Here is a 27,000-nt window from a genome sequence, read left to right as displayed (position 1 = left end):
GCGCAGCCGTCGCGACAGGCTTCCTCCCGGCGGGCGCGCAAGCCGGCCCCTTGTTCGGCGGTGTCTCGTCCGGGGGCTACGATCCTACGATCTGGTACGAGATCGTCGGTGACGGGCGCATCCTGGTTCACGTCACCCGGGCGGAGATGGGCCAGCACATCGGCACCGCCCTCGCGCGCGTCGTCGCCGAGGAGCTTGAGGCGAACTGGGACCATGTCGAAGTCGTCCACGTCGACACGGATCCGCGCTGGGGCGTCATGATCACGGGCGGCTCCTGGTCCGTGCACAAGAGCTTCGACCAGCTGAGCCGGGCCGGAGCCGCCGGCCGCATCGCGCTGCTGGAGGCCGGCGCGAGGATGCTCGGGGCACCCCTGAACGAGTGCGTCGCCCGCGACAGCGAGGTCCGGCACGGCACGCGTGCGGTCAGCTACGCCACCATCGTCTCCTCCGGCAGGGTCACCCGCCAGTTCACGGAGGAGGACCTCAAGGCGATAACCTTGAAGCCGGCATCGGAGCGCCGGTTCCTCAACCGAGACACCGTCGCACGCGATGTGCCGTCGAAGGTGAACGGCACCGCCGTCTATGGCATCGATCGAAAGGTCGACGGCATGGTGTTCGCGCGGCCCGTCCTGCCACCGACCCGCTACGGCAACAGCATCCTGAGCTGGGACGACACGGCCGCCCGCAAGCTTCCGGGCTATCTCCGAACCGTCGAGATCGTCGATCCGACGAAGACTTGCCAGGGCTGGCTCATCGCCGTCGCGGAGAGCTGGCCCATCGCGGCCAAGGCAGCCGATCTCATCGAGGTCAGGTACAAATCCGATGGCGGCGCGGCGAGCGACGCGCAGATGCTCGCGGAAGGTGCACGCCTCGTCGAAGAGCCGAATGCGGGCGGTGTCTTCTACCAGGAGGGTGACCCCCTCACACGGATCGCCGGCGCCGGTGCCGGCGAGGTCCACGAGGGCACATACCGTACGCACTCAGCCCTGCACATGCCTCTCGAACCGCTCAACGCCCTGGCCTGGCAGGACGGGAATACCTGGCGCGTGCACGCCGGCAACCAGTGGCAGTCGGTCACGCTGCCGCTCGTGGCCAAGGCGCTGGGGATCGATCAGGCCAACCTCGTGTTCGAGACCTCCTACCTCGGGGGCGGCTTCGGCCGGCGCCTGTACTGCGAGTACATCGTCCCGGCTGCGCTCACCGCGCAGATGATGAGCCGACCCGTCAAGCTGATCTTCGCGCGATCGGATGACACCAAGTTCGACCAGCCGCGCTCGCCGACCGTGCAGAGGGTGCGCTCGGTGACCAACGAGACGGGCGCGCTTCTCGCCTACGACCACGCTTGCGCGTCGGGATGGCCGACCGACTCGATCTCCCCGGAGCTTCTGGCGCCGAGCCTGGACGGCCAGGGGAAGATCGACCTGTTCGCCATCAACAGTGCCGACCACTGGTACGATACGGAGAGCCAGCGGATCCGGGCCATTCGCAACGCCCTCGTCCATGCGACGCTACTTCCCGGCTACCTCCGGTCGGTCTCATCCGGGTACACGACATGGGCGGTCGAGACGCATATCGATGAGCTCGCCCATAAGCTCGGTCGCGATCCCGCCGAGTACCGCCTTGCCCTCCTCGGTGGGACGGGCCGCAACGGAGGCGTTGCCCCGCACGCTGTTGGCGGGGCCAACCGCCTCCGGGCGGTTCTGCAGCGCGTCATGGAGAAGGCCGAGTGGTCCGGCCGGGAAGCGCTGCCGCCGGGCAGAGGGATGGGTCTCGCACTCGGTACCGGACAGGAGCGCGAGATGCCGACCTGGATCGCCACGGTGGCGCAGGTCTTCGTCGACGTCTCGAGCGGTGCGGTCACGGTCGAGAAGCTGACGTCCGTCGTCGATGCCGGCACGCTGGCCCATCCGGACGGTGCGTTGGCCCAGGTCGAGGGGAGCATGCTCTGGGGCCTGTCGCTCGCCCTGTTCGAGGGCACGGAGTACGAGAACGGCCTGCCCCGGGACCTCAACCTCGACACCTACACGCCTTTGCGCATGACCGACGTGCCCGAGCTCGACATCGAGTTTCTGCGCAACGACCACATGCCGGTTGGCCTGGGCGAGCCCGGGGTCATCTCCATTGCGCCTGCCATCGGGAACGCGATCTTCGCCGCCGTCGGGGCTCGCGTCCGCGACCTTCCCATCCGCCCAGAGGCGGTCCGCGCCGCGATGGGAGCCTGACCATGCGCGTCGTGATCCTGACGGCGGCCGCGGCCCTGTCCGCCACCGTGGCCCTCGCGGCCGGCGCCGAGCTGCGCCGCTCGGAGACCTTCGACGTGATCCCAGACAGGACCGAACGGTCCGTCGCCCTGTTTGAGGAGATGGCGAAGGTCATCACGCACCCGCGCTGCATGAACTGCCATCCCGCCGATAACATCCCCAGGCAGGGAGACGAGCGGCGCCTTCATCATCCCCCGATGGTTCGCGGCGACGAGGCCAGCTTCGGCCCCGCCGGCCTGCATTGCAATTCGTGCCACGGGTCTGAGAACGTGGCGGTCGTCGGCCACGACCGGGACATACCGGGCCATGATCCATGGCAGTTGGCACCAGCCAGCATGGCCTGGATCGGGCTGTCGGTGCCCGAGATCTGCGTACAGCTCAAGGACCCGGCCCGGAACGGCAACCGCTCGCTGGCGGACATCCATACGCATCTCGCGACTGACGGTCTGGTCGGCTGGGGCTGGCACCCCGGCAAGGGTCGAGAACCGGCCCCCGGGACCCAGGAGATCCTCGGCGAACTGACGCAGGCGTGGATCGAGACCGGTGCTGCCTGCCCGAAGTAGCAACCCGATACGGGACGCCTCCATGACAGCGAACATTGCCGGTCGGACGCGTCGGTCGATTGGCTGCCGGGGAGGGAACGGCCAGCCGGCCTCCAGCTTAGCTCATGCCGACGCGAAGATCTCGCGCGGGACCATGACCGGTCATAGCGCCTGGAACCCCGTCAAAGTCCCGCGGACCGCCATCGGACAGGGAGAACGCACATGCCGACCTATGCCATCACGACCGCGAAGGACATCACGCCCGAGCAGCGCGCTCGGATCGTCGAGAGCGTTACCGCCATCCACGCGGTCGAGGCGACCGCGCCGCGCTACTTCGTGCAGGTCATCTTCCACAGGGTCGAGCCCGGGGCGATGTTCATCGGCGGCGCGCCGGCCTCACCCGACCACGTCTGGGTACGCGCCGACATCCGGGCGGGACGGACCCGGGAGCAGAAGGCCAGGATGCTCACGCGCATCATGCAGGAGACCGGCGCGATCCTCGCCGTCTCGGATCAGGACGTCTGGGTCTACATCTCGGACATCCCGGCCATCGGCGTCCTGGAGTTCGGCACCGTGCTGCCGGAGCCGGGTGAGGAGGAGCAGTGGCTCGCATCCCTGCCCAGCGCCCTGCGCGAAAAGCTCAGGCAGGCGGCCTGACGCCCGATCCGGTCCGGCGCGGTCGGCCTCAAGCCGGCAGCAGGCCCGAAGCGCGATAACGCTCGATCGGCGTGTCGAACAGCGCGCTGTCGGCGCGGCTCCTCGCCAACAGCCGGGCGCCGGAAATCGCGGCGAAGATGGCCGGCGCCCGCGCTTCGCTGTCCTTGGGATCGACCAGCTTGGCGTTAACCAGCGCTTTGCCGATCCACGCGATGTTGACGTCGGCGAAGGCCCGCGCCTCCCGCTGCACGACGTCCGGCAGGGTGGCGTACTCCGCCGACATGACGCTGCACAGGCAGAGCCTGTTGCCGTCGGCGAGCGACCTCCGGAAGGTGTTGGGGTAGCGTTGCAGGCTGCGGACCGGGTCACCGGTCTCGGCCAGGATGGCGTCGAGCTCGGCCGCCGTATCCTGCCAGTATCGCCGCGCGACCGCCGCGCCGAGATCAGCCTTGCTGGCGAAGTGGTGGTCGATGCTCGCCGCCTTGATGCCGACGTCAGCCGCGAGATCGCGGCAGCTCAAGCCCCCGTAACCGTGCGCCTGAGCCGTCCTCCGTGCGGCGCCCAAATCCTATCCTTGGAACTCACGCTCATCACTGCCTCACACGGCCAAACGAAAGCTTACCGATCGTCAGTTCGGCATTGAAAGCCGAAAAGTTGAGACCTGCCCCTGAGCGACCTAACGACAGATAGGCACGCCACTTGCCCCAGAATATCGTCTTCTCCGACGCCACCGGACTGGCCGAGCTGATCCGGACCAAGGAACTCTCGCCGGTGGAGGTCGTGAGGGCGCATCTCGACCGCATCGAAGCCGTCGACCCCAAGGTCAATGCCATCGTCACCGTCGCCGAGGGGGCGTTGGCCGCCGCGCGGGAGGCCGAGGCGGTGGTCATGGCGGGCGGGGAACTCGGGCCGCTTCACGGCGTGCCCTTCACCGTCAAGGATTCCATCGACACGGCGGGCGTGCTCACGCAGCGCGGCTCGCCCATCTTCAGAGGCCGGATACCGGATGCCGACGCCACCAGCGTCGCCCGCATGAAGAAGGCCGGCGGCATCCTGCTGGCCAAGACCAACCTCCCCGAATTCTCCTACTGGATCGAGAGCGACAACCTGCTCTCCGGCCGGTCGAACAACCCGTGGGACCTGACCCGCACGCCCGGCGGGTCGAGCGGTGGCGAGTCCGCGGCCATCGCGGCGGGCATGTCGCCGCTGGGTCTCGGCACCGACCTCGCCATCTCGATCCGGGGCCCGGCCGCGCAGACCGGCATCGTCTCGCTGAAGGCCACCCACGGCCGTGTGCCGATGACCGGCATCTGGCCGCGCGTACCGCGCCGGTTCTGGCATGTCGGCCCGATGGCGCGCTCGATCCGCGACCTCGCGCTCGCCTTCGCGCAGCTCGCCGGTCCCGACGGCCTCGACGCCTTCGCGTCGAGCGCCGTCCCGTTCGACGCGGGCATGGGCGGCGCGCCGGACCGCATGCTCAGGGTCGGCTGGATGGTCGGTCCGGGCTTCGGCCCGATCGACGTGGAGGTCGCCGCGACCGTGCGCGCGGCGGCCGAGGCCCTCGGGGATGCGGGCCACCGCGTCGAAGAGGTGCGCATCCCGGCTCTGGAGCGCGACTTCGCCCTCGACGTGTTCGACAAGCTCCACGTCATGGAGATGAAGCCCGCCTTCCGGGAGGCGACCGCCGGGCATGAGGACCAGATGTACAAGATGGCCAAGACCATGCTGTCGCTGCCCGACACGTCGATGGAGGCGTACATCGCGGCCGAGCAGGCGGCGGAGCGGCTCCGGGACGGCTATGCCGCTTACTTCCAGGACCACGACGTCCTCCTGACCCCGGTGCTGCCGGTCCCGGCGCACAAGCACGGCATCGACGAGCTCGTGGTCAACGGCGAGACGGTGGACCTGACCTACCTCCAGGGCGCGACCGTGCCGTTGAACGTGACAGGCCTGCCGGGTCTGTCGATGCGCTTCGGGACGAGCCGCGAGGGGCTGCCGATCAACGTGCAGCTGTTGGGGAGCTGGCAGGCCGAGGCGACGATCTTGCACGTCGCTGCTTTATTGGAAGGCAAGAGTCCAGTTCGAGATCTGCACCCGACCCTTTGACGCCGTGAGCAGCTTGTCGGTGAAATACCGATCCCAAAGAGCCATGCTCGTTTAATCTTAACCCTCAAAATGGAGATCACCATGCCATTTGCGCGCATCGATCTAATCAGAGGAAAATCCACCGCGTATCGCGCCGCCGTGGCCGACATTGTCTACAGTGGCATTGTCGAAGTACTAAAAGCCCCAGATGGCGATCGATTCATTGTCATCAACGAGCACGACCCCGAAAATCTGATCTACGATCCGACATTCCTCGGCTCCAGCCGCTCCGCGGATTTCATCCTGATCCAGGTCACCAGCACCGTCGGCAACGACCAAGCTTCGAAGCGCGCCTTCTACCGGTTCGTCGCCGACGAACTCGGGAGCAAACTGTCCGTTCGCCCGGACGATATTATGATCAACATGGTGTTCGTTGCCCGTGAAGACTGGTCGTTTGGCAAGGGCGAACCTTGGTTATAACTTGTCTTTGTTTTGAATATTCCAGACAAGAGCTGACCGCCGCTTTCGCAACCTGCCCTCGGCAGCTCTGACCCTATCGTCTCGACACGCCAGGGCAGCGATCAGAGGTGAGCCCATTCTCCCTGGGGCTCATCGATGGATGGCTCTTCGACGTGAGCTCGCAGAGACGTATCTCATGCCTTCCAATGGCTCCGTCGCTGTCGCCATCGCGGCGGTCATTCTCACCACATCCCCAGCACTGCGCGAGGCACCGCTGCGTGTTCGCGGCACCATCGATGCGATCAAGCTCGGCCGCTGCGTCGGCAGCACCGGACGACAGCCTTGAGTCAGAGCGTAACCCACTCGTGAACCCCGAGAGGCCACACCGCCTCGGCCGTTTTCGTCCACGCGCGAAGGCTTTTCGGCCCTGCGGAACGCATGAGCACATGGCCCTGGGGGAGTGGGATGCAATCGAGACGCGCCCGACAACGGAATTCGGACGCGCCCGGGTATAAAGGTGCTAGGGTTCCACGAGCCGTCGTCGCGAAGCGACGGCTCGGCGTCCCGGAGACCCATCGATGAGCCGTTCCAGACCGGCGGCCGCCTTTAGGATCGCTTTGCCGAGACGAGCAGGAACGTCACCGCTGTGACGATGCTTCCGCTGCCCGACGCGCCCGGTTCGACCGCAGCGGGTAGCTTCGCGCGCCGGCTTGCCTGGGGCGTCCGGACCGCCGGGTTCCTCGGTATCCTGACCGGATCCGCGGTTCTGTGCGGCTATACCTTCCATCTGCTGGTGCTCACGCGGCTCCTTCCCGACCTGCAGGCGATGTCCGTGCTGACCGCCGGCGGACTCGGCCTGCTTGGCGCCGCGCTCGTGGTCGAGACCTTCGGACGCCGCCGACTGGCACGCGCCATCGGCGGCTTCGTCTCGTTGACGGCATTGGCGGTCCTCGCGAGCTATGCCCTCGCAGGAGGCGACATCATCAACCGCCCCTTGGCGCAGGGACTGTTCGGCTATGACCCGGACCTCGCCGGCCGGACGTCCATCGCGACGGCGGCCGGATTGCTCTTGGTCGCCGCCAGCCTCCAGTTCGATGGACGCCTCGACATTCGGGGCGTGAGCCTCAGCAACGCCTGTGCGGTGATCGGCGCCGGCATCGGCGGCCTGGCGCTCGTCGGCTACGCCTACGGCGTGCAGGACCTCTATGCCCTCAGCCCCTTCAGCACCATGGCCCTGCACACCGCAGCCGGTTTGTTCCTGCTCGGACTCGCCGCCGTGGTCGCGCGTGCCGACCGAGGCTGGGGCGCCGTGATCGCCTCCGACCTCGCGGGCGGTGGCGCGACCCGGCGCCAACTCGGCCTGACGCTGCTCATCCCCGTGGCCGGCGCCGTGCTGCTGCGTACAACCGATGCCCGGCACGTCGGGCCCGGCATGGCGATGGCGCTCCTCGTCTCGCTGACGGTCATCTGCCTGGGCCTGATGGTCCTGCGCGACGGGCGTATCCAGGACGAACTCGACCGGGAGCGCCGGTCCCGCAACGCGGTGCTGTCGCATGCGAGCGCGGAGCTTGAACGCGACCTCGCCATGCGCGCCGCCGCCCTGGATGCGGCGACGCGCGAGCGCATGCAGGCGGAGGACGCCCTGCGTCAGGCCCAGAAGATGGAGGCCATCGGGCAATTGACCGGCGGCGTTGCGCACGACTTCAACAACCTTCTCACCGTGATCCGTTCGTCGAGCGAGCTCCTGCGCCGCCCGAACCTGCCCGAGGACCGGCGACAGCGCTACGTCGAGGCCATCGCCGACACCGCCGCCCGCGCCGCCAAGCTCACGGGACAGCTCCTGGCCTTCGCGCGGCGCCAGGCCCTCAAGCCCGAGGTGTTCGACGTCGGGCAGAGCGTGACCGCCATCGCCGACATGATCGGCTCGCTCACCGGCGCCCGCATCCGGATCACCACCCGGGTACCCGACGAGCCCTGCTTCATCGACGCGGATCCCAGCCAGTTCGACACCGCTATCGTCAACCTGGCGGTGAACGCCCGGGACGCGATGGCGGGAGAGGGGGAGCTGGCGGTCACGGTCGTGACGGGCGTGGCGGAGGGAATTGCGAGCCGCGGCTTCGTGACGGTCGCGATCACGGACACGGGCTGCGGGATCATCCCAGCCGACCTGGAGCGGATCTTCGAGCCGTTCTTCACCACCAAGGGTGTCGGCCACGGCACCGGGCTCGGGCTCAGCCAGGTGTTCGGCTTCGCCAAGCAGTCGGGTGGGGAGATTCGTGTCGCGAGCACAGTCGGCCAGGGCACGACCTTCACGCTGTCCCTGCCGCGCGTGGCGGGGATGAGCCGGGCCGGCGTCGTCGACAGCGAGCCGGAACCGCTGGTGGATGGCCACGGCACAAGCGTGCTCGTGGTGGAGGACAACGTCGACGTCGGCACCTTCGCCACGCAGGCCCTGACCGAGCTCGGCTACGGCACGGTCTGGGCGGCCGACGCCGAGGCGGCGCTCGCCGAACTCGCCCGGAGCGCCGCCCGCTTCGACGTGGTGTTCTCCGACGTCGTGATGCCCGGCATGGACGGGATCGCGCTCGGTCAGGAGATCCGGCGTCTGTACCACGACCTACCGGTGGTACTGACCTCAGGCTACAGCCATGTCCTCGCCCAGAATGGCACCTACGGCTTCGAGCTCCTGCACAAGCCGTACTCCGTGGACCAGCTCTCCCGTGTCCTGCGCAAGGCCGCGACCTGGCGCCGGCGCAAGCGCATGCTGGCCGGCTGATCGATCGGCACGGATCGGCAACTCCTCCGACCCGCGGATATCGACCTCGTTCCCCCGGGAGCGGTATTCGCGGGCGGCGGCGGAGGCGGGGCGACGGGCGGGCATGATCGGGCCGAGCGGCCGATGCGCGGCCGACCCTGTCCACAACGCGAACAAGCCCCGGGCGAGGGCCGGCGGAAGGCCGGCAGGGACCTCGAACCGTGCCTTCAGGTAGCCGTGCGCCTTGGCGTGGACGGCCCCGTGGGCGTAGCCGGAATCGGCATGCGTCTTCCCCTGGATCGAGAGCATGGCCGCGGTCAGGCCCTGCCGGACCTCCTCTTCGTCCGCCGGAATGGTTTCGAAGGACGGGTCGAACCGAAGCGGGGCAGGCTGTGTCATGCCCTCAAACGGGGGGGGGCGACTCGGGGATGTTGCCCGACCGGTCGCGAGATGCACGATCGCGAATCCATCGACGGGAAACCTTCCCGCGCGAACTCCATTTCACCCCCGTGACCCGTGAGGCCCAGGGCGATGCGCCCCACGCCCTCGTCGTCGACGACGCCCTGATCCTGATGGGTGCGACCAGCATCCTTGAGGATGCGGGGTTCCGGGTGCTGGAGGCGATGAGCATCGCCCAGGCCGTGGTGGTCCTCGAACGCAATCACGAGGCGGTGCAATTGCTGTTCACCGACGTGCCCATGCCGGGGGATGGGGACGGCTTCGCGTTGGCCCGGCAGACCGCGGAGCGATGGCCGCACATCGCGGGCGCTTCGGGCGAGGCCTGGACCCGGCGACCTGCCCGAGTGGGTGACGTTCATCGGCAAGCCGTTCGGCGCCGAGATCGTCCGGCACCCTGTCCGTAAGACCTGGCCCGACGCGAAGCACCCCGAGCCCTTGAGGACATGGACGCCGGGCGCCGACGGGTGGGACATCCGCGGCATCCCATCGCTTCCGGGCAGTTTCGTTCCGGGAGCGCTGGGTCCCGAACCTCCGCGAGCATCGGGGTGGCTTGAAGCATCCGCGGTGCTGTCGAGCGCTACGCCGCCCGGGCGGTGACCTTCTCGAAGGTGCCCGTCGCGACCTGCTCTTCGAGCTGCGCCTTGAAGTCCGCGATGCCAAGGACCTGGACGGGATTGCCCGCGTCGTCGAGGAACTCGTAAAGCGCATCCTCGATGTTGCGGTTGCTGAAGAACACGATGGCGTCCTCGTCGCCGCCGCCCTCCGTGTGCGGTTCGCCGTTCGCCACGCCCGAGACGTAGCTGCCCGTCGGACGGATCTCCTTCAGGGACCCGTCCTGTCGATAGAACCTGAGTTCGCCCTGCATGACGAGCGTGACGTAGGGGCTCTTATGGCGATGCAGCATCACGCGCTGGTTCGCGGCGAACTTAAACACGACGTCGACGATGCGGTTCTCCTCGTCGACCTTGTAGACGAAGAAGGCGATGTGCGGCAGCCAGTCGAGGGTCCGCCAAGTGATGTTGGTCTCGTCGAAGGTGTGTTCGGACATCTCGTTTCCTTCCGTTCCCCCATCCCGCCTCTCTTGGCGGATGCGCGGTCTTCCGCTGCATCGGATGGTTCGACGTGAGGGCAACGCCCTCCACGACGATTCGGTACGACCCGGTCCGTCCAATTCGTCGTGAGGCGGGTCCGCCGCGCGATCCGGAGCCGCTCCGTGGCCTCACGGTCGTGTCAGCGCCTCCCGTTCCGCGTCGGGATGGTTCCGCGCGATGACGGTGCAGATCTCGATCTGCCGGCTGTCTTGGGCCGTGACCTGATCGTCTGGGCCGCGGCGCCACGCGAGATCGCGACGCGCCGGCTCAAGATCGAGAGCACGGTTAGGGACCTCCGCATCGATGTCGAGGATGCGCTAACGCTTACGGACGGGACTGAGATTTGAGCCCTCGGCTCTTCGGCTTCCGCGTCGAGGGACTTCAAACCAGCCGGACAGCACTGCGTCCATCCCGATTATGCGGCAGCCGTCAGCGGCATCTCGGAAGCGGACAGCCTGCAAAGGTCGATCAAAAGCCCGGTCGATAGGCGAGAACCGAGCGTTCGACGATGCAGGCGGAGCTTCAGCGACGGGCCGATGATGGTGGAACGGATGTCTCGACGCGGCCGAGGAAGTCGCGGGTGAGCCGGGCGACCTCGTCCGTCGCCTCGTCCAGGGCGAAGTGCCCGGCCTCGAGGATGTGCAGCTCCGCCTTCGGCATGTCGCGCAGGTAGGCGTCCGCGCCCGGCACGATGAAGGAGGGATCGTGGCGGCCCCACAGCACGAGCGTCGGCAGCGGATGGCCACGCATCCAGGCCTGCCAAGCCGAGTAGGCGGCGACGTTGGTGCGGTAGTCGTAGAGCAGCGCCGCCTGGATCTCCCGCTCGCCCGGCCGTGCGAGGATGGCGTACTCGTCCGTCCAGGTGTCGGGATTGTACCGCTCGCTGTTGGGGCTGGTGCCGAGGTGGCGCTGCCTGGCGCTCTCCAGCGCGGTGAAGGCGTCGACCTGCTCGGGATGCGCCGCCGGGTCTGCCCAGTACCGGGCGATGCCCTGCCACTTGGCACCCAGGCCCTCCGCATAGGCGTTGGCGTTCTGGACGATCAGCGCGCTCACCCTTTCGGGATGGGCCAGCGCCATGCGGAAGCCGACCGGGCCGCCGTAATCCTGCATGACCAGCGTGTACCGCTCAATCCCGAGATGGGCGACCAACGCCTCCATGGTCCGAGCGAGGTTGTCGAAGGTGTAGGTGTACTGCGCGGGGGACGGCGCATCGCTCTGACCGAAGCCCGGGTAGTCGGGGGCGATGAGGTGGTAGCGGTCGGCGAGCAGCGGCAGCAGCGGATCCCACTGCCGGGACGACGACGGGTAGCCGTGCAGCAGCAGGACCGTGGGCGCGTCCCGCGGGCCGGCCTCGCGGTAGAAGATGCCCACGCCGTTGATCGCGACCCGATGATAGGTCGTCGTGGCCGAGACCGAGGGAAGCGGGTGCGGCGTCCCGTGCCCGACCGTCAGGGCAGTCGCTGCGGCCAGGAGAGTCCGTGTCGGCATGGTCCCGCTCCTTCAGAGGTAAGATGGGATGCTGCGGTCGAGAGAACCAGCGCGGGCGGCCTGGGCCGGCACGATGTGGCGCGCAGCCCCTGCCCACCGGGCCCGTCCTCGCTGGAGGGCCTGGATATGCTTTCGGCTCAGGCACTCAGGAAGCCGGCGATAGCCCCCGCGATGGTCGCAGCATGGGTCTCCAGGGCGAAGTGCCCCGTGTCGAGGAAACGCACCTGCGCATCCGGCAGGTCGCGCCGGAACGCCTCCGCCCCGGCGGGCAGGAAGAAGGGATCGTTCCTTCCCCAGATCGCCAGCAGCTTCGGCCGGTGTTCCCGGAAATAGGCCTGGAAGGCGGGGTAGAGCGCCACGTTGCTGGCATAGTCGCCGAACAGGTCGAGCTGGATCTCGTCGACCTCGGGCCGCTGGATGTACCACGCGTCGAGGGCACTCCCGTCGGGCGAGACCAGCGACGTATCCGGCACGCCGTGCTCGTATTGCCAGCGGATCGAGGCCGGGGTGAGCAGCTCGCGCAGCGCCTGGCGGTTGGCGTCGCTCGGGTCCCGCCAGTAGCGCTGGATCGGGTTCCAGCCCGCGCTCAGCCCCTCCTCGTAGGCGTTGCCGTTCTGCGAGATGATGGCCGTCACCCGCTCCGGATGCGCCAGGGCCACCCGGAAGCCGGTGGGCGCGCCGTAGTCGAAGACGTAGAGCGCGTAGGTCTCCAGCCCGATCACCTCGGTGAAGCGGCCGATCACTTTCGCCAGCGCATCGAAGCTGTAGGTGAAGGCGTCGCGCGGCTTGATCTCCGACAGGCCAAAACCCGGCAGGTCGGGGGCGACGAGGTGGAACCGGTCCGCCAGGAGCGGGATCAGGTCGCGGAACATGTGGCCGGACGAGGGGAAGCCATGCAGCAGCAGAAGCGCCGGCTTCGCGGGGTCTCCGGCCTCCCGGTAGAAGATTGTGAAGCCGTCGACATCGGCGGTGCGGTAACGGATCTGGGTCATCGGACTCTCCGTGAGATCGGGTGCTGACGGCTCAGGCCTGCGCCGCCATGCTCCGCGCCACGTCGGCGGCGCTGATGCCCTCCAGGGCCAGGCCGTAGCCGGTGCCCTCCTCGACGAGCCGGCGCAGGCGCTGCGTGAGCGCGATCCGGGTGTAGCGGCCGGTGAGCGGCGGCAGAGCGGCGATGCCGTCCGCGATCTCGTGCGCCCGCGCCAGCAACTGGTCCCGCGGCACGATCTCGTTAACCGCGCCCCAATCCTTGGCAGTCTGCGCGTCCAGCACCTGCCGCGTCAGCAGGAAGTACCGGCCGCGGATCGAGCCGATCACTTCGGGCCACAGGATGTGCACGCCGTCGCCCGGCACGATGCCGAACTCGAAGTGGGGCTTGTCCTGGAACACCGTCTCGGGTGTCGCGAGCACGATGTCGGTGAGCAGCGCGTACTCGCTGTGCAGCAGGACCGGACCGTTCAGCGCGGCGATCATCGGCACCTCGATGTCGAGGATGTTGCCGAGCACCTTGCGACCCTCCCGCAGGATCTTGTCGTAGCCCTGCGGCGTGAAGAAGTCGAAGCCCTCCGGGCTGATCGCGTCCATGAACGCGTCGCCCGCTCCGGTCAGGATCACCGCCCGGTTGCCGCGGTCCTCGCCGATGGCGTGGAACAGGTCGACGAACTGCTCGTGGGTGTGCCCGTTGAAGACGAGCTTGCCGCCCTCGGTGTGGAGCATGACCTCCAGAACGCCGTTCGGCTTGCGGGTCAGGCGGGCGTTGGGGAAGGCGTCGCGGTAGGTCTCGAAACGGGCCATCGGTGCTGTCCTCGTGCTGGCCGGCCCCGTTCGGTCGGCGTGGGGACGAGTTAGCCAGTTCCGGCCGGCGACGGACGATGGCCCGAGGCGATAAGGGTTATGCCGGCGCGGAATGGGCCGCCCGGTTTTCGGCCAGGGCCGCCTCGACGAAGCCGGCGAAGAGCCGCGCCTTGGCACTGGCCATGCGGCCGGTGGGGAAGACCGCCCAGAGGTCGATCGTCGGCAGCGTCCAGGGCTCCAGCAGGCGCCGCACCCCGCCGCTCGCCAGTTCGGGGGCGAACATCCAGTCCGACGTGACGGTGAGGCCGATATCAGCCAGGACCGCGGCCCGCAGGCCCTCGGCCGCGCTCACCCGCACGCGGCCGTGCACCGCGACCGAGGCCTCGGCGCCGTCCCGGGTGAAGGACCAGGCATCGGGCTGCTGGCTGTAGATCACCGCCTCGTGCCCGGCGAGGTCCGCGGGACTGCGCGGCTCGCCCGCGCGGGCGAGATAGCCGGGGCTGGCGAGGACCGAGCGGCTGCCCGTTGCGATCTTGCGCGCGACGGCGGCCGAATCCGGCAGGGCGCCCATGCGCAGCGACAGGTCGATCCCCTCGCTGACGAGGTCGATCACCCGGTCGTCGAGGATGATCTCGATGTCGAGGTCCGGGTGCTCGGCGAGGAAGCGCGGCAGCATCGGCACCACGTGGAGCCGCGCGAAGGTGGTCGCCGCCGAGACGCGCAGCCGCCCCGAGAGCCCGGCGCCCGCGCCGCGGGCGGCGCGCTCGGCCTCGTCCGCCTCGGTGATGGCGGCCTGTGCCCGCTCGTAGAAGCGCAGGCCCGCCTCCGTGGGGCTCAGGCCGTGGGTGGAGCGGACGAGCAGGCTGACCTGCAGCCGGTTCTCCAGCTGCGCGATCGTCTTGGAGACGGCCGGCTGGCCGACGTGCAGGAGCCGCGCGGCGCCCGAGAAGGAGCCGGCCTCCACGACCCGCACGAAGGTGGCCATCGCCTGATACCGGTCCACGCCATTCCTCCCTGGAATGAGCGTTATCGCCTCGTGCTGCCTGCCCTGTCCATCGGGAGGGGCGCATCACTCCGGCCGTCGTCGCCGCATTGCCGCGATGATGTCTCGGGACACCGCGCCATGACCCTGCAATCCAAGCTCGACGCGTTCAAAGCCGATTTCGAGGCGGGCAAGCCCCCCTACAACGTCCCGCCCTCGGTGATCCGGACGATGCACCGGGCTACCGCGGAGCTGATCGCCTCCGGCGCCGCCACCCGTACGCTGAAGGCCGGCGACCGGGCGCCGAGCTTCACACTCACCGATCCGGAGGGGCAGCGCATCTCCTCCGCGGCCCTGCTGAAACGCGGGCCGCTCGTGATCAGCTTCTACCGCGGCGTGTGGTGCCCCTACTGCAACCTGGAGCTCCAGGCGCTTCAGGGGACGGTGCCGCTTTTCGAAAGCCTCGGGGCGGGCCTCATCGCCATCTCGCCGCAGACGGCGGCCAACAGCCGGAAGTCGGTCCGCCAGAACGCGCTCGGTTTCCCGATCCTGTCGGACCCGCACAATGCTGTCGCGGCGGCGTTCGGCCTGCGCTTCGCGCTGCCCGATGACCTGGTCGAGCTCTACCGGGGCCTGAGGAACGACCTGCCGGCGTTCAACGGCGACCCGAGCTGGACCCTGCCGATGCCGGGACGCTTCGTCGTCGGACAGGATGGCGTGATCCGCTACGCCGAGGTGAACCCGGACTACACCCGCCGCCCCGAGCCCGCGGACATGCTTCCGGCGCTCCGCCGCACTGCCTCCGTTCCCGCCTGATCGGACACGGCTTCCCGGCCGCGCAATCTCAAGGAGATCCAGGATGTCCCGAACCTTTCTCGTGACCGGTGCCAGCAAGGGCATTGGGCTGGCCCTCGCCCACCACCTCGCCGGCGCGGGCCACCACGTCGTCGGCCTCGCGCGCGGTGGCCTCGACGGTTTCCCCGGCACGCTCGTGCCGGTCGACCTCGCCGACGGTGCGGCGACCGACGCGGTCCTCGCCGAGCTCACCGGACGCTTCGCCTTCGACGGCGTGGTCAACAATGTCGGCCTCGTCCGGCCGCAGCGGCTCGGGGCGGTCGAGATCCCCGCGCTCGACGAGGTCCTGCGCGTCAACCTCCATCCGGCGCTTCAGGCCGTGCAGGCGACGCTGCCCGGCATGCGCCGACGCGGCTGGGGCCGGGTCGTCAACATTGCCAGCCTGACTGTCCTCGGCAGCGTCGAACGCACGGCCTACGCGGCCGCGAAAGCCGCGCTCGTCAGCTTCACCCGCTCCTGGGCGCTCGAACTCGCCACGACCGGGATCACCGTCAACGCGGTCGCGCCGGGGCCGACCGAGACCGAGCTGTTCCGGGCCAACAACCCGCCGGGCAGCGAGGGCGAGACGCGCTACCGCGCCGGGGTGCCGATGGGCCGCTTCGGCCGGCCGGAGGAGATCGCCGCCGTCATCGCGTTCCTGATGTCGGACGGGGCGGCGTTTATGACGGGGCAGACCCTCTACGTCGATGGCGGCGCCTCGATCGGCCGGGCGGCGCTGTAGCACCGGGACGCCGCTCAATGCGTCCCGGCGGCATCGAGATCGTTGTCGCCGCCGAGCAGCTGCAGGCACCATTCGGTGAAGGCACGGACCTTGGCGGCTCGATGGAGCGCGAGGAAGCGCGCCAGCTCCCGTGACAGGACCCAGCGCGAGAAGAACGGATCGACGTTCATCCTCAGGCGGCCTCGCACCGCCTGAACGCTGCCCGCAGCATCCAGTGCTGCGGCCTCGATCCCGTCGAGATGTGGACCGACTCGCTCCCAGAACCGCAGTCCCTCGTCGGTGAGCCGCAAGATCCACCGCTACTCCAGCTGCTCGACCCACAGCCGGCAAGGCAAGACCAGCTGCACCGGCCGATCGATCCGGATGGAAACCCTCGACGCGTTGGTCACAGACCACCCCGTGGCTGAGCTGTTGCACCCTGACCGGCTGCGGGCGAGGTTCGCCTCGCTGTGGTCGGTGCGGGCGGACAAGGCGATCCAGGTCGACGGGCGGGTGGCGGCACTGCGCCGTGAGAGCGCCGGGGCTGAGGAGAAGCTGAAGCGCCTGTACCGAATGATCGAGGAAGGGATGACCGATCTCGACGACAACCTGAGGGACCGTCTTGCAGCGCTGAAACGGGAGCGGGACCGCGCCGAAGCGGCGCTCGACCGGATCCACGTCAACGCGCGTCCGCGGGCGGAAATCGCTCCGGAGCTCATCGAACGAGTCGGCCGTCTGATGCACGAGGCCGTGACGACGGGAGAGATCCCGTTCCGGAAGGCTCGGCTTCAGGCGATCGTCGACCCGGCCGAGGTCGGGGCGGATGTCATCCGCATCGTCGGCGGAAAGACAGCCCTGGAAACTGCCAGCCTTGACGCAGGCTCAGCCGCGACACCCGGTGTTCGCGTTTCTGTAGAAAATGGCGCACCCGACACAATTCGAACGTGTGACCTTTGCCTTCGGAGGATTACCCTTGCATGTTTTCCGGTGATTACCCGAGACAGCCAATCGCCACCAAGGCACTGAACGCAATAGTTTTTACCCTTATAATGAGCGCTCCCATGATTACCGGGTATTGACGCAGATTGTTTCCGCATGCTTCCGCAAGGCCGGATGGCAGGCATGGCGAAGATCACGAAGCGCACGGTAGACGCGGCCGAACCCCGGGGACGCGACTACTTCCTGTGGTGCGATGAGCTGCCTGGCTTCGGCCTGCGAGTGTTCGCCTCCGGTCGCCGCAGCTACCTCGTACAGTATCGAGCGGCCGGACGGTCCCGCCGCGTCACGATCGGGCTGCACGGCGCACTGACTGCCGAGGAGGCCCGGCGTGAGGCCAAGGCATTGCTCGGCCAAGTCGCCCGAGGCGAGGACCCGGCGGAGGAGCGCGCGACACGCCGCGGCTCGATGACCGTAGCCGAGTTGTGCGACGCCTATCTCACCGCAGCCGACAAAGGCCTGATCATGGGGAAGGGCGGCCAAGCTAAGAAAGCCTCTACCCTGTACGTCGATAAGGGCCGGGTCGAGCGACACATCAAGCCGCTCCTGGGCCGCAGGCTGGTCGCTGAGCTGGCGGCCCCAGATATCCAGCGCTTTGTGCGAGATGTTCAGGCCGGAAAGACCGCTGGCGTGGTCAAGACCGGCTTCCGCGGCAAGGCGGTCGTCGAAGGTGGGTCCGGCACGGCTGCGCGCACGTTCGGGCTTCTCGGCGGCATCCTGAGTTATGCGGTCAGTGAGCAGATCATCGCTCTAAACCCGGCCGCAGGGGTGAGGCGCCCCGCAGACAAGAAGCGCAAGCGTCGGCTCACGCCTGAGGAGTATGGCTTGCTCGGCCAAGCGCTGGTCAAGATTGAAGAGGGCAGGGCGGAACGCTGGCAGGCTGTGGCCGGCAACCGGTTGCTGGCGCTGACCGGTTGCAGGCTCAGCGAGATTGTGAAGCTGTGGTGGTCCGAGATCGATCGGGCGGAACCCTGCCTGCGGCTGGAGGATACTAAGGAGGGCGCCTCCGTTCGACCGATCAGCCGAGCCGTCCTGTTGATCCTAGACGGTCTCCAGCGGGTACCTGGCTCGATCTACGTCCTGCCAACAGCGCGGCGAGGGCAGGGGCCTTTCGCCAGCCTCGACGATGCGCTGGAGCGCATCGTGAGCAAGGCTGGGCTAGAGGGCGTCACAGCGCATACCCTTCGGCATTCGTTCGCCTCGACGGCCGGCGATCTCGGCTACAGCGACTCGACGATCGGCGCGATGCTGGGTCATGCTGGTCATGGCATCACGTCGCGGTACATCCACCACCTCGACGCGGTTCTGCTCGCCGCAGCGGACCGAGTCGCGATGCAGATCGCTGGAGCGATGAGCGGCCCCTCACCAAAGTTGGGTCTCAAGGAAACGAGCTCTTGATCGCACATCCGATCTGCATCGCTTCCAGTCGAGATGCGAGCGGAATTGCGCGAGGCCGAACGAGCCGTGATGATATGGCCGCCCGGCCGGTGCAGTAGATGCTTTGGGCTCGACGCGACCGATGAAGAGCATGGACCGCTTCGAGGCGTATTGGGAACGTCTCTTGCAGTCTGATCCGACGCCACGCCGGCACGCCGCGTTCGGAGTTCGAAACCATGCTGCGACGAACCTTTCTCAGCGGCGCGGCGGCGGCCGGCACCCTGCCGTTCCTGCCGCCGCGCCCCGTGCACGCGCAGGGCAGCCGCGCCACCGTGCTGCGCTTCGTCCCGCAATCCGACCTGACCATCGTCGATCCGGTGACCACTACCGCTTACATCACCCGCCATCATGCCTTGATGGTGTTCGACCAGCTCTATGGGCTCGACGCGCAGCTCAAGCCGCAGCCGCAGATGGTCGAGGGCCACACTGTCGCGGATGACGGCCGGCTCTGGGGCTTCCGGCTTCGCGAGGGGCTGAAATTCCACGATGGCGAGCCGGTCCGAGGCCGCGACTGCATCGCGTCGATCCGGCGCTGGGCCCAGCGCGACAGCCTCGGCCAAGCGTTGATGGCCCGCACCGACGCCATGAGCGCGCCGGACGACCGCAGCTTCGTCATCCGGCTAAACCGGCCCTACGGGTTGATGCTCGAGACATTGGCTAAGCTCGGCCCGCCCGCCCTGGTGATCATGCCGGAGCGCCTCGCCGGCACCGATCCTGCGCAGCAGATCCCGGAGGTGATCGGGTCTGGACCGTTCCGGTTCAACACCAAGGAACGGCTGGTTGGTGCCCGGGTCGTCTACGACCGCAATCCGGATTACCGGCCGCGGGAGGACGGCGTCGTCTCCTGGGCCGCGGGGCCGAAGCGGGTCCATTTCGAGCGGGTCGAGTGGCAGGTGATGCCCGATCCCGGCACCGCCGCCGCGGCACTTCAGAACGGCGAGGTCGATTGGTGGGAGAACCCGATTAACGACCTGTTGCCAACGCTCCAGGGCAGCCCGCGGATCGTGACGCAACTCGCCGGCCGATTGGGCAATCTCGGCACCGCGGTGATGAACCACCTCTACCCGCCCTTCGACAAGCCGGCGGTCCGGCGGGTGCTACTCGAAGCTCTGTCGCAGGAAGACTTCATGGCCGCGGCGGGGGGCGATGACCCGAAGCTCTGGCGCACCGGCGTTGGCATCTTCACCCCGGAAACGCCGATGGCCAGCGAGGCGGGCCTCGACGTGCTGACGCGCAAGCGCGACCTAGCGCGCTCCAAGAAGGATCTGATCGCGGCGGGCTACAAGGGCGAGCGCGTGGTGCTGATGTCGGCAAGCGACAATCCCGTGTTGGGTGCGCTGGGCGCGGTGATGAACGATCTCCTCAAGCGCCTCGGCATGAACGTCCAATACGCCGTGTCGGATTGGGGGACCCTTGTGAGCCGCCGCGCCAGCAAGGCGCCCCCGGACCAGGGCGGCTGGAACATCTTCAATACCACCTGGACTGGGCTCGACATGACCAACCCGGTTGCCGAGCAGGTCCTGCGCTGCGGCGGCCAGAAGGGCTTCTTCGGCTGGCCCGATATCCCGCAGATCGAAGCCCTGCGCGAGGCCTGGATCGAGGCACCCGACGATGCCGCTCGCCAGAGGATCGCTCGCGATCTGCAGGGGGCGGCCATGACGCAGGTGCCGTTCTTGCCCACGGGGCAATACTTTTACCGGACCGCCTACCGGCGAGAGATCCGCGATATCGTCCAGGATCAGTTTGTCTTTTGGAACGCTCGCCGGGAAGGCTGATCCGGGTGTGGTGCCTCGAAGAGTGCGCGAGGGCGTTACCGGAAGCGTGATGGACGGGGCAGGGGAGCCGCGATAGCCCCCGGCATCGCGAAAGAAATCCCAAGCGTCGGCGACCTGCGCCGCAGGGCCGAAATCACGGACGACGAGATCCAGGCTGCAACGGATGCCTTTCTCAAGGACGAGGGCGCCAAGCCGTTCGCGTTCAGTCCGGCCACCGGATCGACGTGGCCAAGGCGATCGAGATGCACCCGTAGGCCAAGATGCTCCTGGCTAACAAGGCCACCACACCGGGCCTGCGCCGGACCATGGTCATGACCGGGGTCGTCGAAAGATTTCCGATCGAAGGTTGAGCGGTTCCGTTCCCTGTTGGCCGCTGCTCAGATCAGCCATCCGGATCCGGCCCACGATCATGGCAGCTGCCCGAGTTGCATAGGGAGAGGCCGACTGCTCAAAGAAGATGCCGTCCGAGGACGAGATGATCCAGCGGAAACACCCCCCGTACAAAGGACAAGGCTTCACCGCGAGCCTGTAGGTACGGGGCAAGGCGTCAGTCTCATTGATGCGGCAGAGCGATAGATGGTGGAGGGACTCCGACAGGAGCCCTCCCGATACTGAAGGTGAGCGTCTCACATGCGGTGCATCATCCGCTTCTTCATCATGTGACGGCGCATCATCCGCTTATGCATCATGCGCTTCTTCATCATCATTCGGTCGCCGTGCATCATACGGACCTGGGTGATGCCGGATTGGTCGGTCTGCATCCCGCTCGGGGTCATCGGGGTAGCCGAGGCGGAACCGGCGAAAGCGAAGCCGCCAAGCAGGACCGAAGCGGCAAGGGTAAGTTTCATCTTGTTCATATAAAATCTCCTATTATGAACGGACTTGGCGCCCGGACTAGCCACTAAAACAAGTACTATGTCTTTATGTTCCCATCAAATATCTATTATTTTATTCAGAATAATATAAAGCACAAGGATATGTACCGCGAAACAGACGTTTCACGCGGCACCCACGTTTGGGCGTCAACGTCCGTTACGGAACAGGTCCGACCAAAGTTTCAGGGAGAGCGGCGTCGGCATGAGACGCCGATTGGCACCCATCTCGGTGGGGTGCTTTCCCAGCAGATCACCTGAGCGAAACACCACCGGACCCGTGGCGAATGATGAAGCCATGCTGACCGTCGATAAGCGGCTGACGCGCGTGGTCCTGCGCGAGATTGCCAGTCTGCCCGGCGACATCGAGACCTCCGACGACGGCCACGCAGCCACTCTGGAGGAGATGGCTACCCTCGACTTCGCGGCTTACATTTTCGACACGCCGACGCGCGATCCCAACGGCTGGATGGGGGAGTTCGCCAGTCGCGTTTCCTTCTCCAAGGCGGTGCTCGGCGCCCGACGAGAAACCTCCTTGCGGATCGCGGTCTGGACGTCGGCCAAGGCGTCTCCGATCCACCGCATCAGCTTGCCGGCTTCGTTGAAAACCGGGTCGGCGCTGCGAGCGGAGTCCAGACAGCAGCGAGGTCCCCAGGTGTAAGCATCGGCCAGAGCTTCGACGTTCTCGGCCATGTCTTGTATCGCCCGCAGATCGCTGAGCGAGGCAGACGCGAGGTCGAGCATGGCGACGAGTCTGTGAGCATGCGCCGGCTCCTCGACGACTTCCGGCTCCGGCTCCGGCTCCGGCTCGGCGGTCTTGGTCGCGCCCCCCTCCTGGCCCAGCACCGCAGACGATGCCGCCACCATGTACCGGGCGCAGGCCAGGCTCAGCAGCTTGCCCCAGCCTTCGAACGTCCCCTGTGCAGCGTCGAGCGCCTTGAACATGCTTGCGGGCGTGCCGGCATCGCGCTCGCCGCCCTTCTGGATGAAAGCGACCAGTTCGGGCTTGCTCATGCGCAGCGTGCGATCGGCGATGTGCATGCTGATGGCGTGGTGGGCGATGCTGGCCGTTCAGACGATCGAGAACGGCGACTCTGCTGAGACCGCGGCCTTTGCCCGCGAGCTGCTGGCGGTCGCCGAGGCTGATCGCATGAGGGAACTATGCCTCGCCGAGGCCCTGAGAGCCCGCACCCAGGCCGGGCCCGAAGTCCGCTGACGGCGGCTCCCTACCCCTCCGTAGCCGTGCGTCCCGCCCCGGCCGGATCCCGCCGGGCCTCCCCTTCATCGCGACCCGAGACCATCACCATGGGCGATGTCCTGACCTTCACCCCACGTCCGAAACCGGCCGATCTAGATTTGGAGCCGCTGACCGGGCCCGCGCTCCGCGCCAGCCTGGAGGAAGCGGCACAGATCGCCCTCGATGCGGCGGATCGGATTATCGCCGTGCTCGACCACATGGACGGGGATCCCGACCTTGAGGACAGCGCCGACGACGAACCGTCCCTGGCCGCTCCTGGAAACCAGGGATCACAGGTTACTTGGCTTCGTGGAACGGATCAGGACTGCGAGGCCGGAGCGCCCGAGATCGCGATCCCCGAGACCCGCATCGAGGCCCCGCCCGCGACGGCGTCCGCGCTCGCGGCCAACCTATCCGCCATCAGCATCGAGCCAGTGCGATGGGGTGGCCGGGGCAACGTCGTCTCGCTGGCGGGCGTGGCTGTCCTGGACCTGTCCGCCGCGGCCGGTGACGCTCTCCTGGCTCTGGCAAAGCGCCGCTGATGTTAACGGCCATCCCGAACCATTCCCGGCACGCCGCGGCCGCCGAGCGCCTGTCCTGGCCCGACACGGCCCGGTTCGTGATCCCGCTGCTGCGGGTGTGCTGGCTGAGCCGGCGTCTTGAAGTGGGCACCGCCGCGTAGGGCGGGAGAGCCTCGACAAGCCTGCCCAGCGCTGCTCGCTACGGCTCGCCGTCGGGTGGAGGCGCACGACGCGGTCAACGCTCTGCTTGAATGGCTTAGAAGCAGCGGAAGACGATGCCTAAGCCAGTCAGCGGCATCGTCCGGAGCGAGACAAGACCAGGCCGCCTAGCAAGCTGCGCCTTGATCGTGTAGGGCCCAGACCTGCCCGCGGCTCGCGGCTCGCGGCCCGCCGCCGTCGCCCGGCGGCCCGTCATAGCGGCGACCGCCGGACTGGAGGCTGTTAGAGAGCTAACCCATGCTGTCCGCCTTGCGTCATCTGTTCGGCCTGTCCGGTGGCGGACGACGCAATTTGGCAGTCGCGCACGGCAGCGCTTCTGACGGCACACCCACAGTCGAGCCCGTGGTCGCCTTGGCGGCGACATTCCGGCCGACCAGCTTCAATTTTGTCGGGCCTGCCGGCAGTCACCATCTATCCGCTAGCGAGCTGCAGGACTTGGCCGAGCGCGCCGCCGTCTTGTTCCGTCAGACCCTAAAGGGCCGACGCATTGGCTTGGTCTTCCGCTCCGAGCCAAGCTTGATCGCCGCCTGGCTCGGTTTGGTGTCTGCCGGCTTCGAGCCGCTGATCCTGCAGTACCCGACGGAGAAGCAAAACCGCGCGGTCTGGACGCTCTCAATCAGCAATTCGGTTCAAATCGCCGCCCTCGATCAAATCATATGCGCCCCCGAAATCACCGAACTGCTATCCGGACTCCCGGCAGCACCCGTCGTCGCGTTCACGCTGAAGGATTTGGCGCACGTTGCCCCCGCCGAGCGGTTCGCGTTCCGCGCGGAAGCGATCATCCAGCTGTCCTCGGGCACGACTGGTCACCGCAAGGCGATTGCCTTCACACAGGCTCAGGTCGCCCGGCATCTCAGCGACTACAACGCCGCAATGTGCCTTGGACCGGGCGATGTCTGCGTATCGTGGCTGCCGCTCTACCACGACATGGGGTTTGTGGCCTGCTTCTTGATGCCGATGCTACTCGGCCTGCCGGTTGTGATGATCGACCCGATCGACTGGGTCCGTCAGCCCGGCCTCCTCTTCGAGGCCATCGCCGCGCATCAGGGCACGTACTGCTACATGCCGAATTTCGGCTTCGAGATCATGGCCAAGCAGCGCGTCAGCCTTTCAGGAGCGGGCCTGTCCACGATGCGGCGCTGGGCGTCGTGCTCGGAGCCGGTCTACGCTGACACAGCCCGCCGCTTCCTATCGGCTCACGCCATCCCGGCGGAGCATTTCTCAGCCTGCTACGCCATGGCCGAGAACGTGTTCGCGGTGACGCAGTCGGACGGGCTGGTGGTAGTCGAGGCCGACGGGGTCGAGCAGGTCTCGTGCGGCACACCGATCCCCGGGGTCGAGCTCGAAATGCGCGACGGGCAGATCTTCGTGCGGAGCGCGACGGCGGTCCAAGCCTATCTCGGCGGCGCGCAGGTCGCGGACGAGCGGGGCTTCTACCCGACCGGCGACCTTGGCTACGTCACCGCCGACGGATTGGTGGTGACGGGTCGCTCTGGCGATGTCCTGAACATCGCCGGCAAGAAGTATATGCTCAACGACCTGGATTACGCCGTTAACCAAGCATTCCCAGCGGCGCGGGGTCGTGCGGCGGCACTCGCGAGCTTCAATCCGCGATTGGGCACAGAGCAACTCCTAGTCCTGGCTGAAAACGAGGATTTCTTTCTCCGAGACGATGCGGCGGCGGTGGCTGCTTCCGTGGCGGAGCGCACGGGCGTTGAGGCGGTGGACGTACACTACGTGCCGCCGGGCTTCATCACGAAGACGTCCTCGGGCAAGATCAATCGCAAGAAGACGGCTGCCGACTGGATCGCAGCGCGGGCCTTTCAGGCGACTGGGGCAAGCCGCGGCGGGGATGGGCGTCCCCTGGCGGCGGTGATCGCCGAGCTTTTTCCCAAGGCACCGCGGGACGTTCCGCTGAAGGAATCCTTGGATTCACTCGGACTCACCGTCGTGAGCATGCTCCTGGAGGAGCGTGGCTTGGCCCTGACCGATGGCTTGACCGTAGCAGATGTCGAGGCCGCCGATCGCACCGCGCGCACCGAGGCAGAGACTGTCGAAACGGAGCAACAAATCCGGGTCTTCAATTTGGGCGATGTAATGGCGTTCCAGCGGCTTACGCCCAGCTATTTTGAAGATTTATCTGAGCAACTCGGTGTGCGTGTTACTTACGAACAATTCTGTGCTCCGCCGTCTGCTGTTTTACTGAATGATCTTATATTTCATGATTATTTCATGGTCCGCGATCCACGTGGAGTTTCAGCTTACGATCAGTTCAGAAGTGTCGCGAGCATGATAAAATCTGCTAGCGTTTTAATGCTAGATGATTATTCGGAGTATTACAGAGTTTCGCACCAATTTGTGCCGGCATTCAGTCATAATTTTGTCCGGGATCCCGCCGCGGATCAGTTAGCTTGGCGTTATCAGCGCTATACATGGGATCATCACCTGCATCCGATACGTGTGCTCAAGCCCGAAGAGGTCTCAACTGATACCGAAGCATCAATCCGACGTTTGGCTGCCTATCTGAGAGCTCCGGTCTTCCGAGTGGCTTTTCAGGAGACGGCGGGTCGCCGCAGCTCGGAATGGGAGCATGTCGTGGGTCAATACAAAGCAGATTGTGATATCTACATTGACGATGAAATTGATTTCGACCAACCCGGTATCATGGCATCTTTCGCGCGTTACCTACGTGAAAATAAAAATAAACTTGTCAAAAAGGCTGATCAGAGCGGCGTTCGATACGTTATGGAGCATTTCCATTTTTGCTCTAATTTGATCAACAAAGATAAAATTTCCGATCTCATTGATCGGCACGAAAAGTTTTTAATCTATGGTCCAAATTCAAGTCTTATATATATCAGAAACGAAATTGAGAGGAGGGGAAAATATTACAAGCAGATCATGAATTGGCAGACCGAAGGGGAGCCATTCGTGCATGAATTCGATTGCGTAGTCGAAACAGGCAGCTGGACTCCGACAGCACTGGGAACGTCGGTGCCGATCTACCAGCTGTTCTGGGCTGGTTATACGGAGGTCCAAAATAAATTTCAGAAGGACGCGGTTTGGTTTTACGAGCGACCACCTGTAGCTCTGTAATACTGCCCGAGGTCGTTCAGGCAAAAGTTCACCGACTTGGCAGCCGATATGAGAGAGCGTGCTCCGATGTAAGCCCGCCCGAAGAGGTTAAGGTCGTCTTGCCACCGACCGTCACCGCGTTCAGGACCTATCAACCGGATGATCCTGGCGAGCGCCGCATCTTCCCTGCTGCGGGGTTGGTTAGCCCGCCGTGGCCCATCGGCCTTTCACCAAGTCGCGGTAGAACGAACCGACTCGATAGGCTGCTTGCCGCCATGGCTTGAGGCGCCTTCGACTCTGCTGCGGCGCCCTTCGGTCAAGCACCAAGCGATCAAATATTTAGTTATCATTCAGCGATCGCAGGTCGTACCATTTCGTTAGAAGTTCATACGTGTGCCGTCCGAATAGCTCAAAATCGGCGTGCTCGCGGTTCGCGGCCTCCGACGTGATGTCGGGGCCCCTAACACCCGCCGCGAATGGCGGATGCGACTCGAGGAGCACAATGTCGTGCCCGACCTTTTCGAGCTCGCTCATCGCCACCTCAACGTTGACTTAACCGTGCGGTCCGGCCGACATGGACCGTTCCGGCATGCTCACCTCTAGATGTTTGATCCCAGGGTTTGATGGTGCATTCTTCACGCTGGAGTGGAGGGACGCGCTATGGGCCAAGTTCTTCACGGCAGCGCCACCACGACGGAGGCAGTCCGTCGAGCGATCCAGCATAGTCAAGCGAGCCTGAG

Annotated in this window: 26 protein-coding genes; 17 read left to right on the top strand and 9 right to left on the bottom strand. The window is 66.4% G+C overall.

Annotated elements, in window-relative coordinates:
• Positions 1–50: 50 nt before the first annotated feature.
• From MKK69_RS04180 to MKK69_RS04170, 3 genes are all read left to right on the top strand, one after another.
• Positions 51–2,222, top strand: a complete 2,172-nt coding sequence (locus MKK69_RS04180) for a xanthine dehydrogenase family protein molybdopterin-binding subunit (protein WP_243966065.1) — start codon at positions 51–53, stop codon at positions 2,220–2,222.
• A 2-nt stretch (positions 2,223–2,224) separates the two neighbouring features.
• Positions 2,225–2,824 (top strand): Isoquinoline 1-oxidoreductase subunit, encoded by a 600-nt coding sequence (locus tag MKK69_RS04175; RefSeq protein WP_243966063.1) that lies wholly within the window; start codon positions 2,225–2,227, stop codon positions 2,822–2,824.
• Positions 2,825–3,025: 201 nt separating this feature from the next.
• Positions 3,026–3,460 carry a tautomerase family protein gene (locus MKK69_RS04170; RefSeq protein WP_243966061.1) on the top strand — a complete coding sequence of 145 codons (435 nt, stop codon included), beginning with the start codon at positions 3,026–3,028 and terminating at the stop codon, positions 3,458–3,460.
• A 28-nt stretch (positions 3,461–3,488) separates the two neighbouring features.
• Here MKK69_RS04170 and MKK69_RS04165 read toward each other — a convergent pair whose 3' ends face one another.
• Positions 3,489–4,025, bottom strand: coding sequence for a TetR/AcrR family transcriptional regulator (locus MKK69_RS04165; RefSeq protein ID WP_243966058.1), 537 nt, complete (start codon positions 4,023–4,025; stop codon positions 3,489–3,491).
• Between the two features lie 134 nt (positions 4,026–4,159).
• On the opposite strand from MKK69_RS04165, the gene MKK69_RS04160 reads away from it, so the two are divergent.
• The 5 genes from MKK69_RS04160 (at position 4,160) to MKK69_RS04140 (ending at position 9,622) form a co-directional block, all read left to right on the top strand.
• The gene (locus MKK69_RS04160) at positions 4,160–5,566 is read left to right on the top strand and encodes an amidase (RefSeq protein WP_243966044.1); all 1,407 of its coding nucleotides are present in this window, start codon (positions 4,160–4,162) and stop codon (positions 5,564–5,566) included.
• An 81-nt stretch (positions 5,567–5,647) separates the two neighbouring features.
• Entirely contained in the window at positions 5,648–6,025 is a 378-nt protein-coding gene (locus MKK69_RS04155) for a tautomerase family protein (RefSeq protein WP_243966042.1), read from the top strand.
• Positions 6,026–6,200: 175 nt separating this feature from the next.
• Positions 6,201–6,350, top strand: a complete 150-nt coding sequence (locus MKK69_RS04150; protein WP_243966040.1) for a hypothetical protein — start codon at positions 6,201–6,203, stop codon at positions 6,348–6,350.
• 306 nt (positions 6,351–6,656) lie between these two features.
• Positions 6,657–8,780: an ATP-binding protein gene (locus MKK69_RS04145; RefSeq protein ID WP_243966129.1), complete on the top strand. Its 2,124-nt coding sequence runs from the start codon at positions 6,657–6,659 to the stop codon at positions 8,778–8,780.
• Positions 8,781–9,268: 488 nt separating this feature from the next.
• The gene (locus MKK69_RS04140; RefSeq protein ID WP_313900824.1) at positions 9,269–9,622 is read left to right on the top strand and encodes a response regulator; all 354 of its coding nucleotides are present in this window, start codon (positions 9,269–9,271) and stop codon (positions 9,620–9,622) included.
• Between the two features lie 173 nt (positions 9,623–9,795).
• Here MKK69_RS04140 and MKK69_RS04135 read toward each other — a convergent pair whose 3' ends face one another.
• The 5 genes from MKK69_RS04135 to MKK69_RS04115 all read right to left on the bottom strand — a co-directional run bounded on the left by MKK69_RS04135 (position 9,796) and on the right by MKK69_RS04115 (position 14,594).
• Positions 9,796–10,266 carry a regulator gene (locus tag MKK69_RS04135; RefSeq protein ID WP_243966038.1) on the bottom strand — a complete coding sequence of 157 codons (471 nt, stop codon included), beginning with the start codon at positions 10,264–10,266 and terminating at the stop codon, positions 9,796–9,798.
• Between the two features lie 565 nt (positions 10,267–10,831).
• The gene (locus MKK69_RS04130) at positions 10,832–11,797 is read right to left on the bottom strand and encodes an alpha/beta fold hydrolase (protein ID WP_243966036.1); all 966 of its coding nucleotides are present in this window, start codon (positions 11,795–11,797) and stop codon (positions 10,832–10,834) included.
• 137 nt (positions 11,798–11,934) lie between these two features.
• A complete protein-coding gene (locus tag MKK69_RS04125) occupies positions 11,935–12,789 on the bottom strand; it encodes an alpha/beta fold hydrolase (RefSeq protein ID WP_243966035.1) in 855 nt (284 codons plus the stop codon).
• 31 nt (positions 12,790–12,820) lie between these two features.
• A complete protein-coding gene (locus tag MKK69_RS04120) occupies positions 12,821–13,591 on the bottom strand; it encodes an enoyl-CoA hydratase/isomerase family protein (RefSeq protein ID WP_243966033.1) in 771 nt (256 codons plus the stop codon).
• Positions 13,592–13,688: 97 nt separating this feature from the next.
• A complete protein-coding gene (locus MKK69_RS04115; RefSeq protein WP_243966031.1) occupies positions 13,689–14,594 on the bottom strand; it encodes a LysR family transcriptional regulator in 906 nt (301 codons plus the stop codon).
• Positions 14,595–14,714: 120 nt separating this feature from the next.
• Here MKK69_RS04115 and MKK69_RS04110 point away from each other — a divergent pair, with 120 nt between their 5' ends.
• Both MKK69_RS04110 and MKK69_RS04105 read left to right on the top strand, forming a co-directional pair.
• On the top strand, positions 14,715–15,389 hold the full coding sequence (locus MKK69_RS04110; protein WP_243966029.1) for a peroxiredoxin-like family protein: 675 nt from the start codon (positions 14,715–14,717) through the stop codon (positions 15,387–15,389).
• Positions 15,390–15,432: 43 nt separating this feature from the next.
• A complete protein-coding gene (locus tag MKK69_RS04105) occupies positions 15,433–16,149 on the top strand; it encodes an SDR family oxidoreductase (protein ID WP_243966027.1) in 717 nt (238 codons plus the stop codon).
• A 14-nt stretch (positions 16,150–16,163) separates the two neighbouring features.
• Here MKK69_RS04105 and MKK69_RS31310 read toward each other — a convergent pair whose 3' ends face one another.
• The gene (locus tag MKK69_RS31310; RefSeq protein ID WP_409564775.1) at positions 16,164–16,439 is read right to left on the bottom strand and encodes a hypothetical protein; all 276 of its coding nucleotides are present in this window, start codon (positions 16,437–16,439) and stop codon (positions 16,164–16,166) included.
• Here MKK69_RS31310 and MKK69_RS04095 point away from each other — a divergent pair.
• From MKK69_RS04095 to MKK69_RS04085, 3 genes are all read left to right on the top strand, one after another.
• The gene (locus tag MKK69_RS04095) at positions 16,429–17,154 is read left to right on the top strand and encodes a hypothetical protein (RefSeq protein ID WP_243966018.1); all 726 of its coding nucleotides are present in this window, start codon (positions 16,429–16,431) and stop codon (positions 17,152–17,154) included. The two genes, MKK69_RS31310 and MKK69_RS04095, sit on opposite strands and share 11 nt — an antisense overlap.
• Before the next feature lie 96 nt (positions 17,155–17,250).
• Positions 17,251–18,522: a tyrosine-type recombinase/integrase gene (locus tag MKK69_RS04090; RefSeq protein ID WP_243966016.1), complete on the top strand. Its 1,272-nt coding sequence runs from the start codon at positions 17,251–17,253 to the stop codon at positions 18,520–18,522.
• 215 nt (positions 18,523–18,737) lie between these two features.
• Positions 18,738–20,336 carry an ABC transporter substrate-binding protein gene (locus tag MKK69_RS04085; protein WP_243966014.1) on the top strand — a complete coding sequence of 533 codons (1,599 nt, stop codon included), beginning with the start codon at positions 18,738–18,740 and terminating at the stop codon, positions 20,334–20,336.
• Positions 20,337–20,962: 626 nt separating this feature from the next.
• Here the strand turns inward: MKK69_RS04085 and MKK69_RS04080 are convergent.
• Positions 20,963–21,193: a hypothetical protein gene (locus MKK69_RS04080; RefSeq protein ID WP_243966013.1), complete on the bottom strand. Its 231-nt coding sequence runs from the start codon at positions 21,191–21,193 to the stop codon at positions 20,963–20,965.
• A 444-nt stretch (positions 21,194–21,637) separates the two neighbouring features.
• Entirely contained in the window at positions 21,638–22,249 is a 612-nt protein-coding gene (locus MKK69_RS04075) for a hypothetical protein (protein ID WP_243966006.1), read from the bottom strand.
• On the opposite strand from MKK69_RS04075, the gene MKK69_RS04070 reads away from it, so the two are divergent.
• The 4 genes from MKK69_RS04070 to MKK69_RS04055 all read left to right on the top strand — a co-directional run bounded on the left by MKK69_RS04070 (position 22,242) and on the right by MKK69_RS04055 (position 26,281).
• Positions 22,242–22,424, top strand: a complete 183-nt coding sequence (locus tag MKK69_RS04070) for a hypothetical protein (RefSeq protein WP_243966004.1) — start codon at positions 22,242–22,244, stop codon at positions 22,422–22,424. The genes MKK69_RS04075 and MKK69_RS04070 overlap by 8 nt on opposite strands.
• Positions 22,425–22,564: 140 nt before the next feature.
• The gene (locus tag MKK69_RS04065) at positions 22,565–22,987 is read left to right on the top strand and encodes a hypothetical protein (RefSeq protein ID WP_243966002.1); all 423 of its coding nucleotides are present in this window, start codon (positions 22,565–22,567) and stop codon (positions 22,985–22,987) included.
• On the top strand, positions 22,987–23,127 hold the full coding sequence (locus tag MKK69_RS04060) for a hypothetical protein (RefSeq protein WP_243966000.1): 141 nt from the start codon (positions 22,987–22,989) through the stop codon (positions 23,125–23,127). Before MKK69_RS04065 ends, MKK69_RS04060 begins: the two co-directional genes overlap by 1 nt.
• Positions 23,128–23,422: 295 nt before the next feature.
• Complete coding sequence (locus tag MKK69_RS04055; RefSeq protein ID WP_243965998.1) at positions 23,423–26,281, top strand: AMP-binding protein; 2,859 nt, start codon at positions 23,423–23,425, stop codon at positions 26,279–26,281.
• The last annotated feature ends 719 nt before the right edge of the window (positions 26,282–27,000 follow it).

This window comes from Methylobacterium sp. J-026, assembly GCF_022829585.1.
In the GTDB taxonomy this organism is placed as follows: Bacteria; Pseudomonadota; Alphaproteobacteria; order Rhizobiales; family Beijerinckiaceae; genus Methylobacterium.
This window is presented reverse-complemented; position numbering and strand designations above follow the sequence as displayed.

Excerpts from the sequence above, each read along its gene's own strand:
- MKK69_RS04175 (WP_243966063.1), top strand. The coding sequence starts at position 2,225 with ATGCGCGTCGTGATCCTGACGGCGGCCGCGGCCCTGTCCGCCACCGTG.
- MKK69_RS04170 (WP_243966061.1), top strand. The coding sequence starts at position 3,026 with ATGCCGACCTATGCCATCACGACCGCGAAGGACATCACGCCCGAGCAG.
- MKK69_RS04155 (WP_243966042.1), top strand. The coding sequence starts at position 5,648 with ATGCCATTTGCGCGCATCGATCTAATCAGAGGAAAATCCACCGCGTAT.
- MKK69_RS04150 (WP_243966040.1), top strand. The coding sequence starts at position 6,201 with ATGCCTTCCAATGGCTCCGTCGCTGTCGCCATCGCGGCGGTCATTCTC.
- MKK69_RS04145 (WP_243966129.1), top strand. The coding sequence starts at position 6,657 with ATGCTTCCGCTGCCCGACGCGCCCGGTTCGACCGCAGCGGGTAGCTTC.
- MKK69_RS04135 (WP_243966038.1), bottom strand. The coding sequence starts at position 10,266 with ATGTCCGAACACACCTTCGACGAGACCAACATCACTTGGCGGACCCTC.
- MKK69_RS04130 (WP_243966036.1), bottom strand. The coding sequence starts at position 11,797 with ATGCCGACACGGACTCTCCTGGCCGCAGCGACTGCCCTGACGGTCGGG.
- MKK69_RS04125 (WP_243966035.1), bottom strand. The coding sequence starts at position 12,789 with ATGACCCAGATCCGTTACCGCACCGCCGATGTCGACGGCTTCACAATC.
- MKK69_RS04120 (WP_243966033.1), bottom strand. The coding sequence starts at position 13,591 with ATGGCCCGTTTCGAGACCTACCGCGACGCCTTCCCCAACGCCCGCCTG.
- MKK69_RS04110 (WP_243966029.1), top strand. The coding sequence starts at position 14,715 with ATGACCCTGCAATCCAAGCTCGACGCGTTCAAAGCCGATTTCGAGGCG.
- MKK69_RS04105 (WP_243966027.1), top strand. The coding sequence starts at position 15,433 with ATGTCCCGAACCTTTCTCGTGACCGGTGCCAGCAAGGGCATTGGGCTG.
- MKK69_RS04090 (WP_243966016.1), top strand. The coding sequence starts at position 17,251 with ATGGCGAAGATCACGAAGCGCACGGTAGACGCGGCCGAACCCCGGGGA.
- MKK69_RS04085 (WP_243966014.1), top strand. The coding sequence starts at position 18,738 with ATGCTGCGACGAACCTTTCTCAGCGGCGCGGCGGCGGCCGGCACCCTG.
- MKK69_RS04080 (WP_243966013.1), bottom strand. The coding sequence starts at position 21,193 with ATGAACAAGATGAAACTTACCCTTGCCGCTTCGGTCCTGCTTGGCGGC.
- MKK69_RS04070 (WP_243966004.1), top strand. The coding sequence starts at position 22,242 with ATGTGCATGCTGATGGCGTGGTGGGCGATGCTGGCCGTTCAGACGATC.
- MKK69_RS04075 (WP_243966006.1), bottom strand. The coding sequence starts at position 22,249 with ATGCACATCGCCGATCGCACGCTGCGCATGAGCAAGCCCGAACTGGTC.
- MKK69_RS04060 (WP_243966000.1), top strand. The coding sequence starts at position 22,987 with ATGTTAACGGCCATCCCGAACCATTCCCGGCACGCCGCGGCCGCCGAG.
- MKK69_RS04055 (WP_243965998.1), top strand. The coding sequence starts at position 23,423 with ATGCTGTCCGCCTTGCGTCATCTGTTCGGCCTGTCCGGTGGCGGACGA.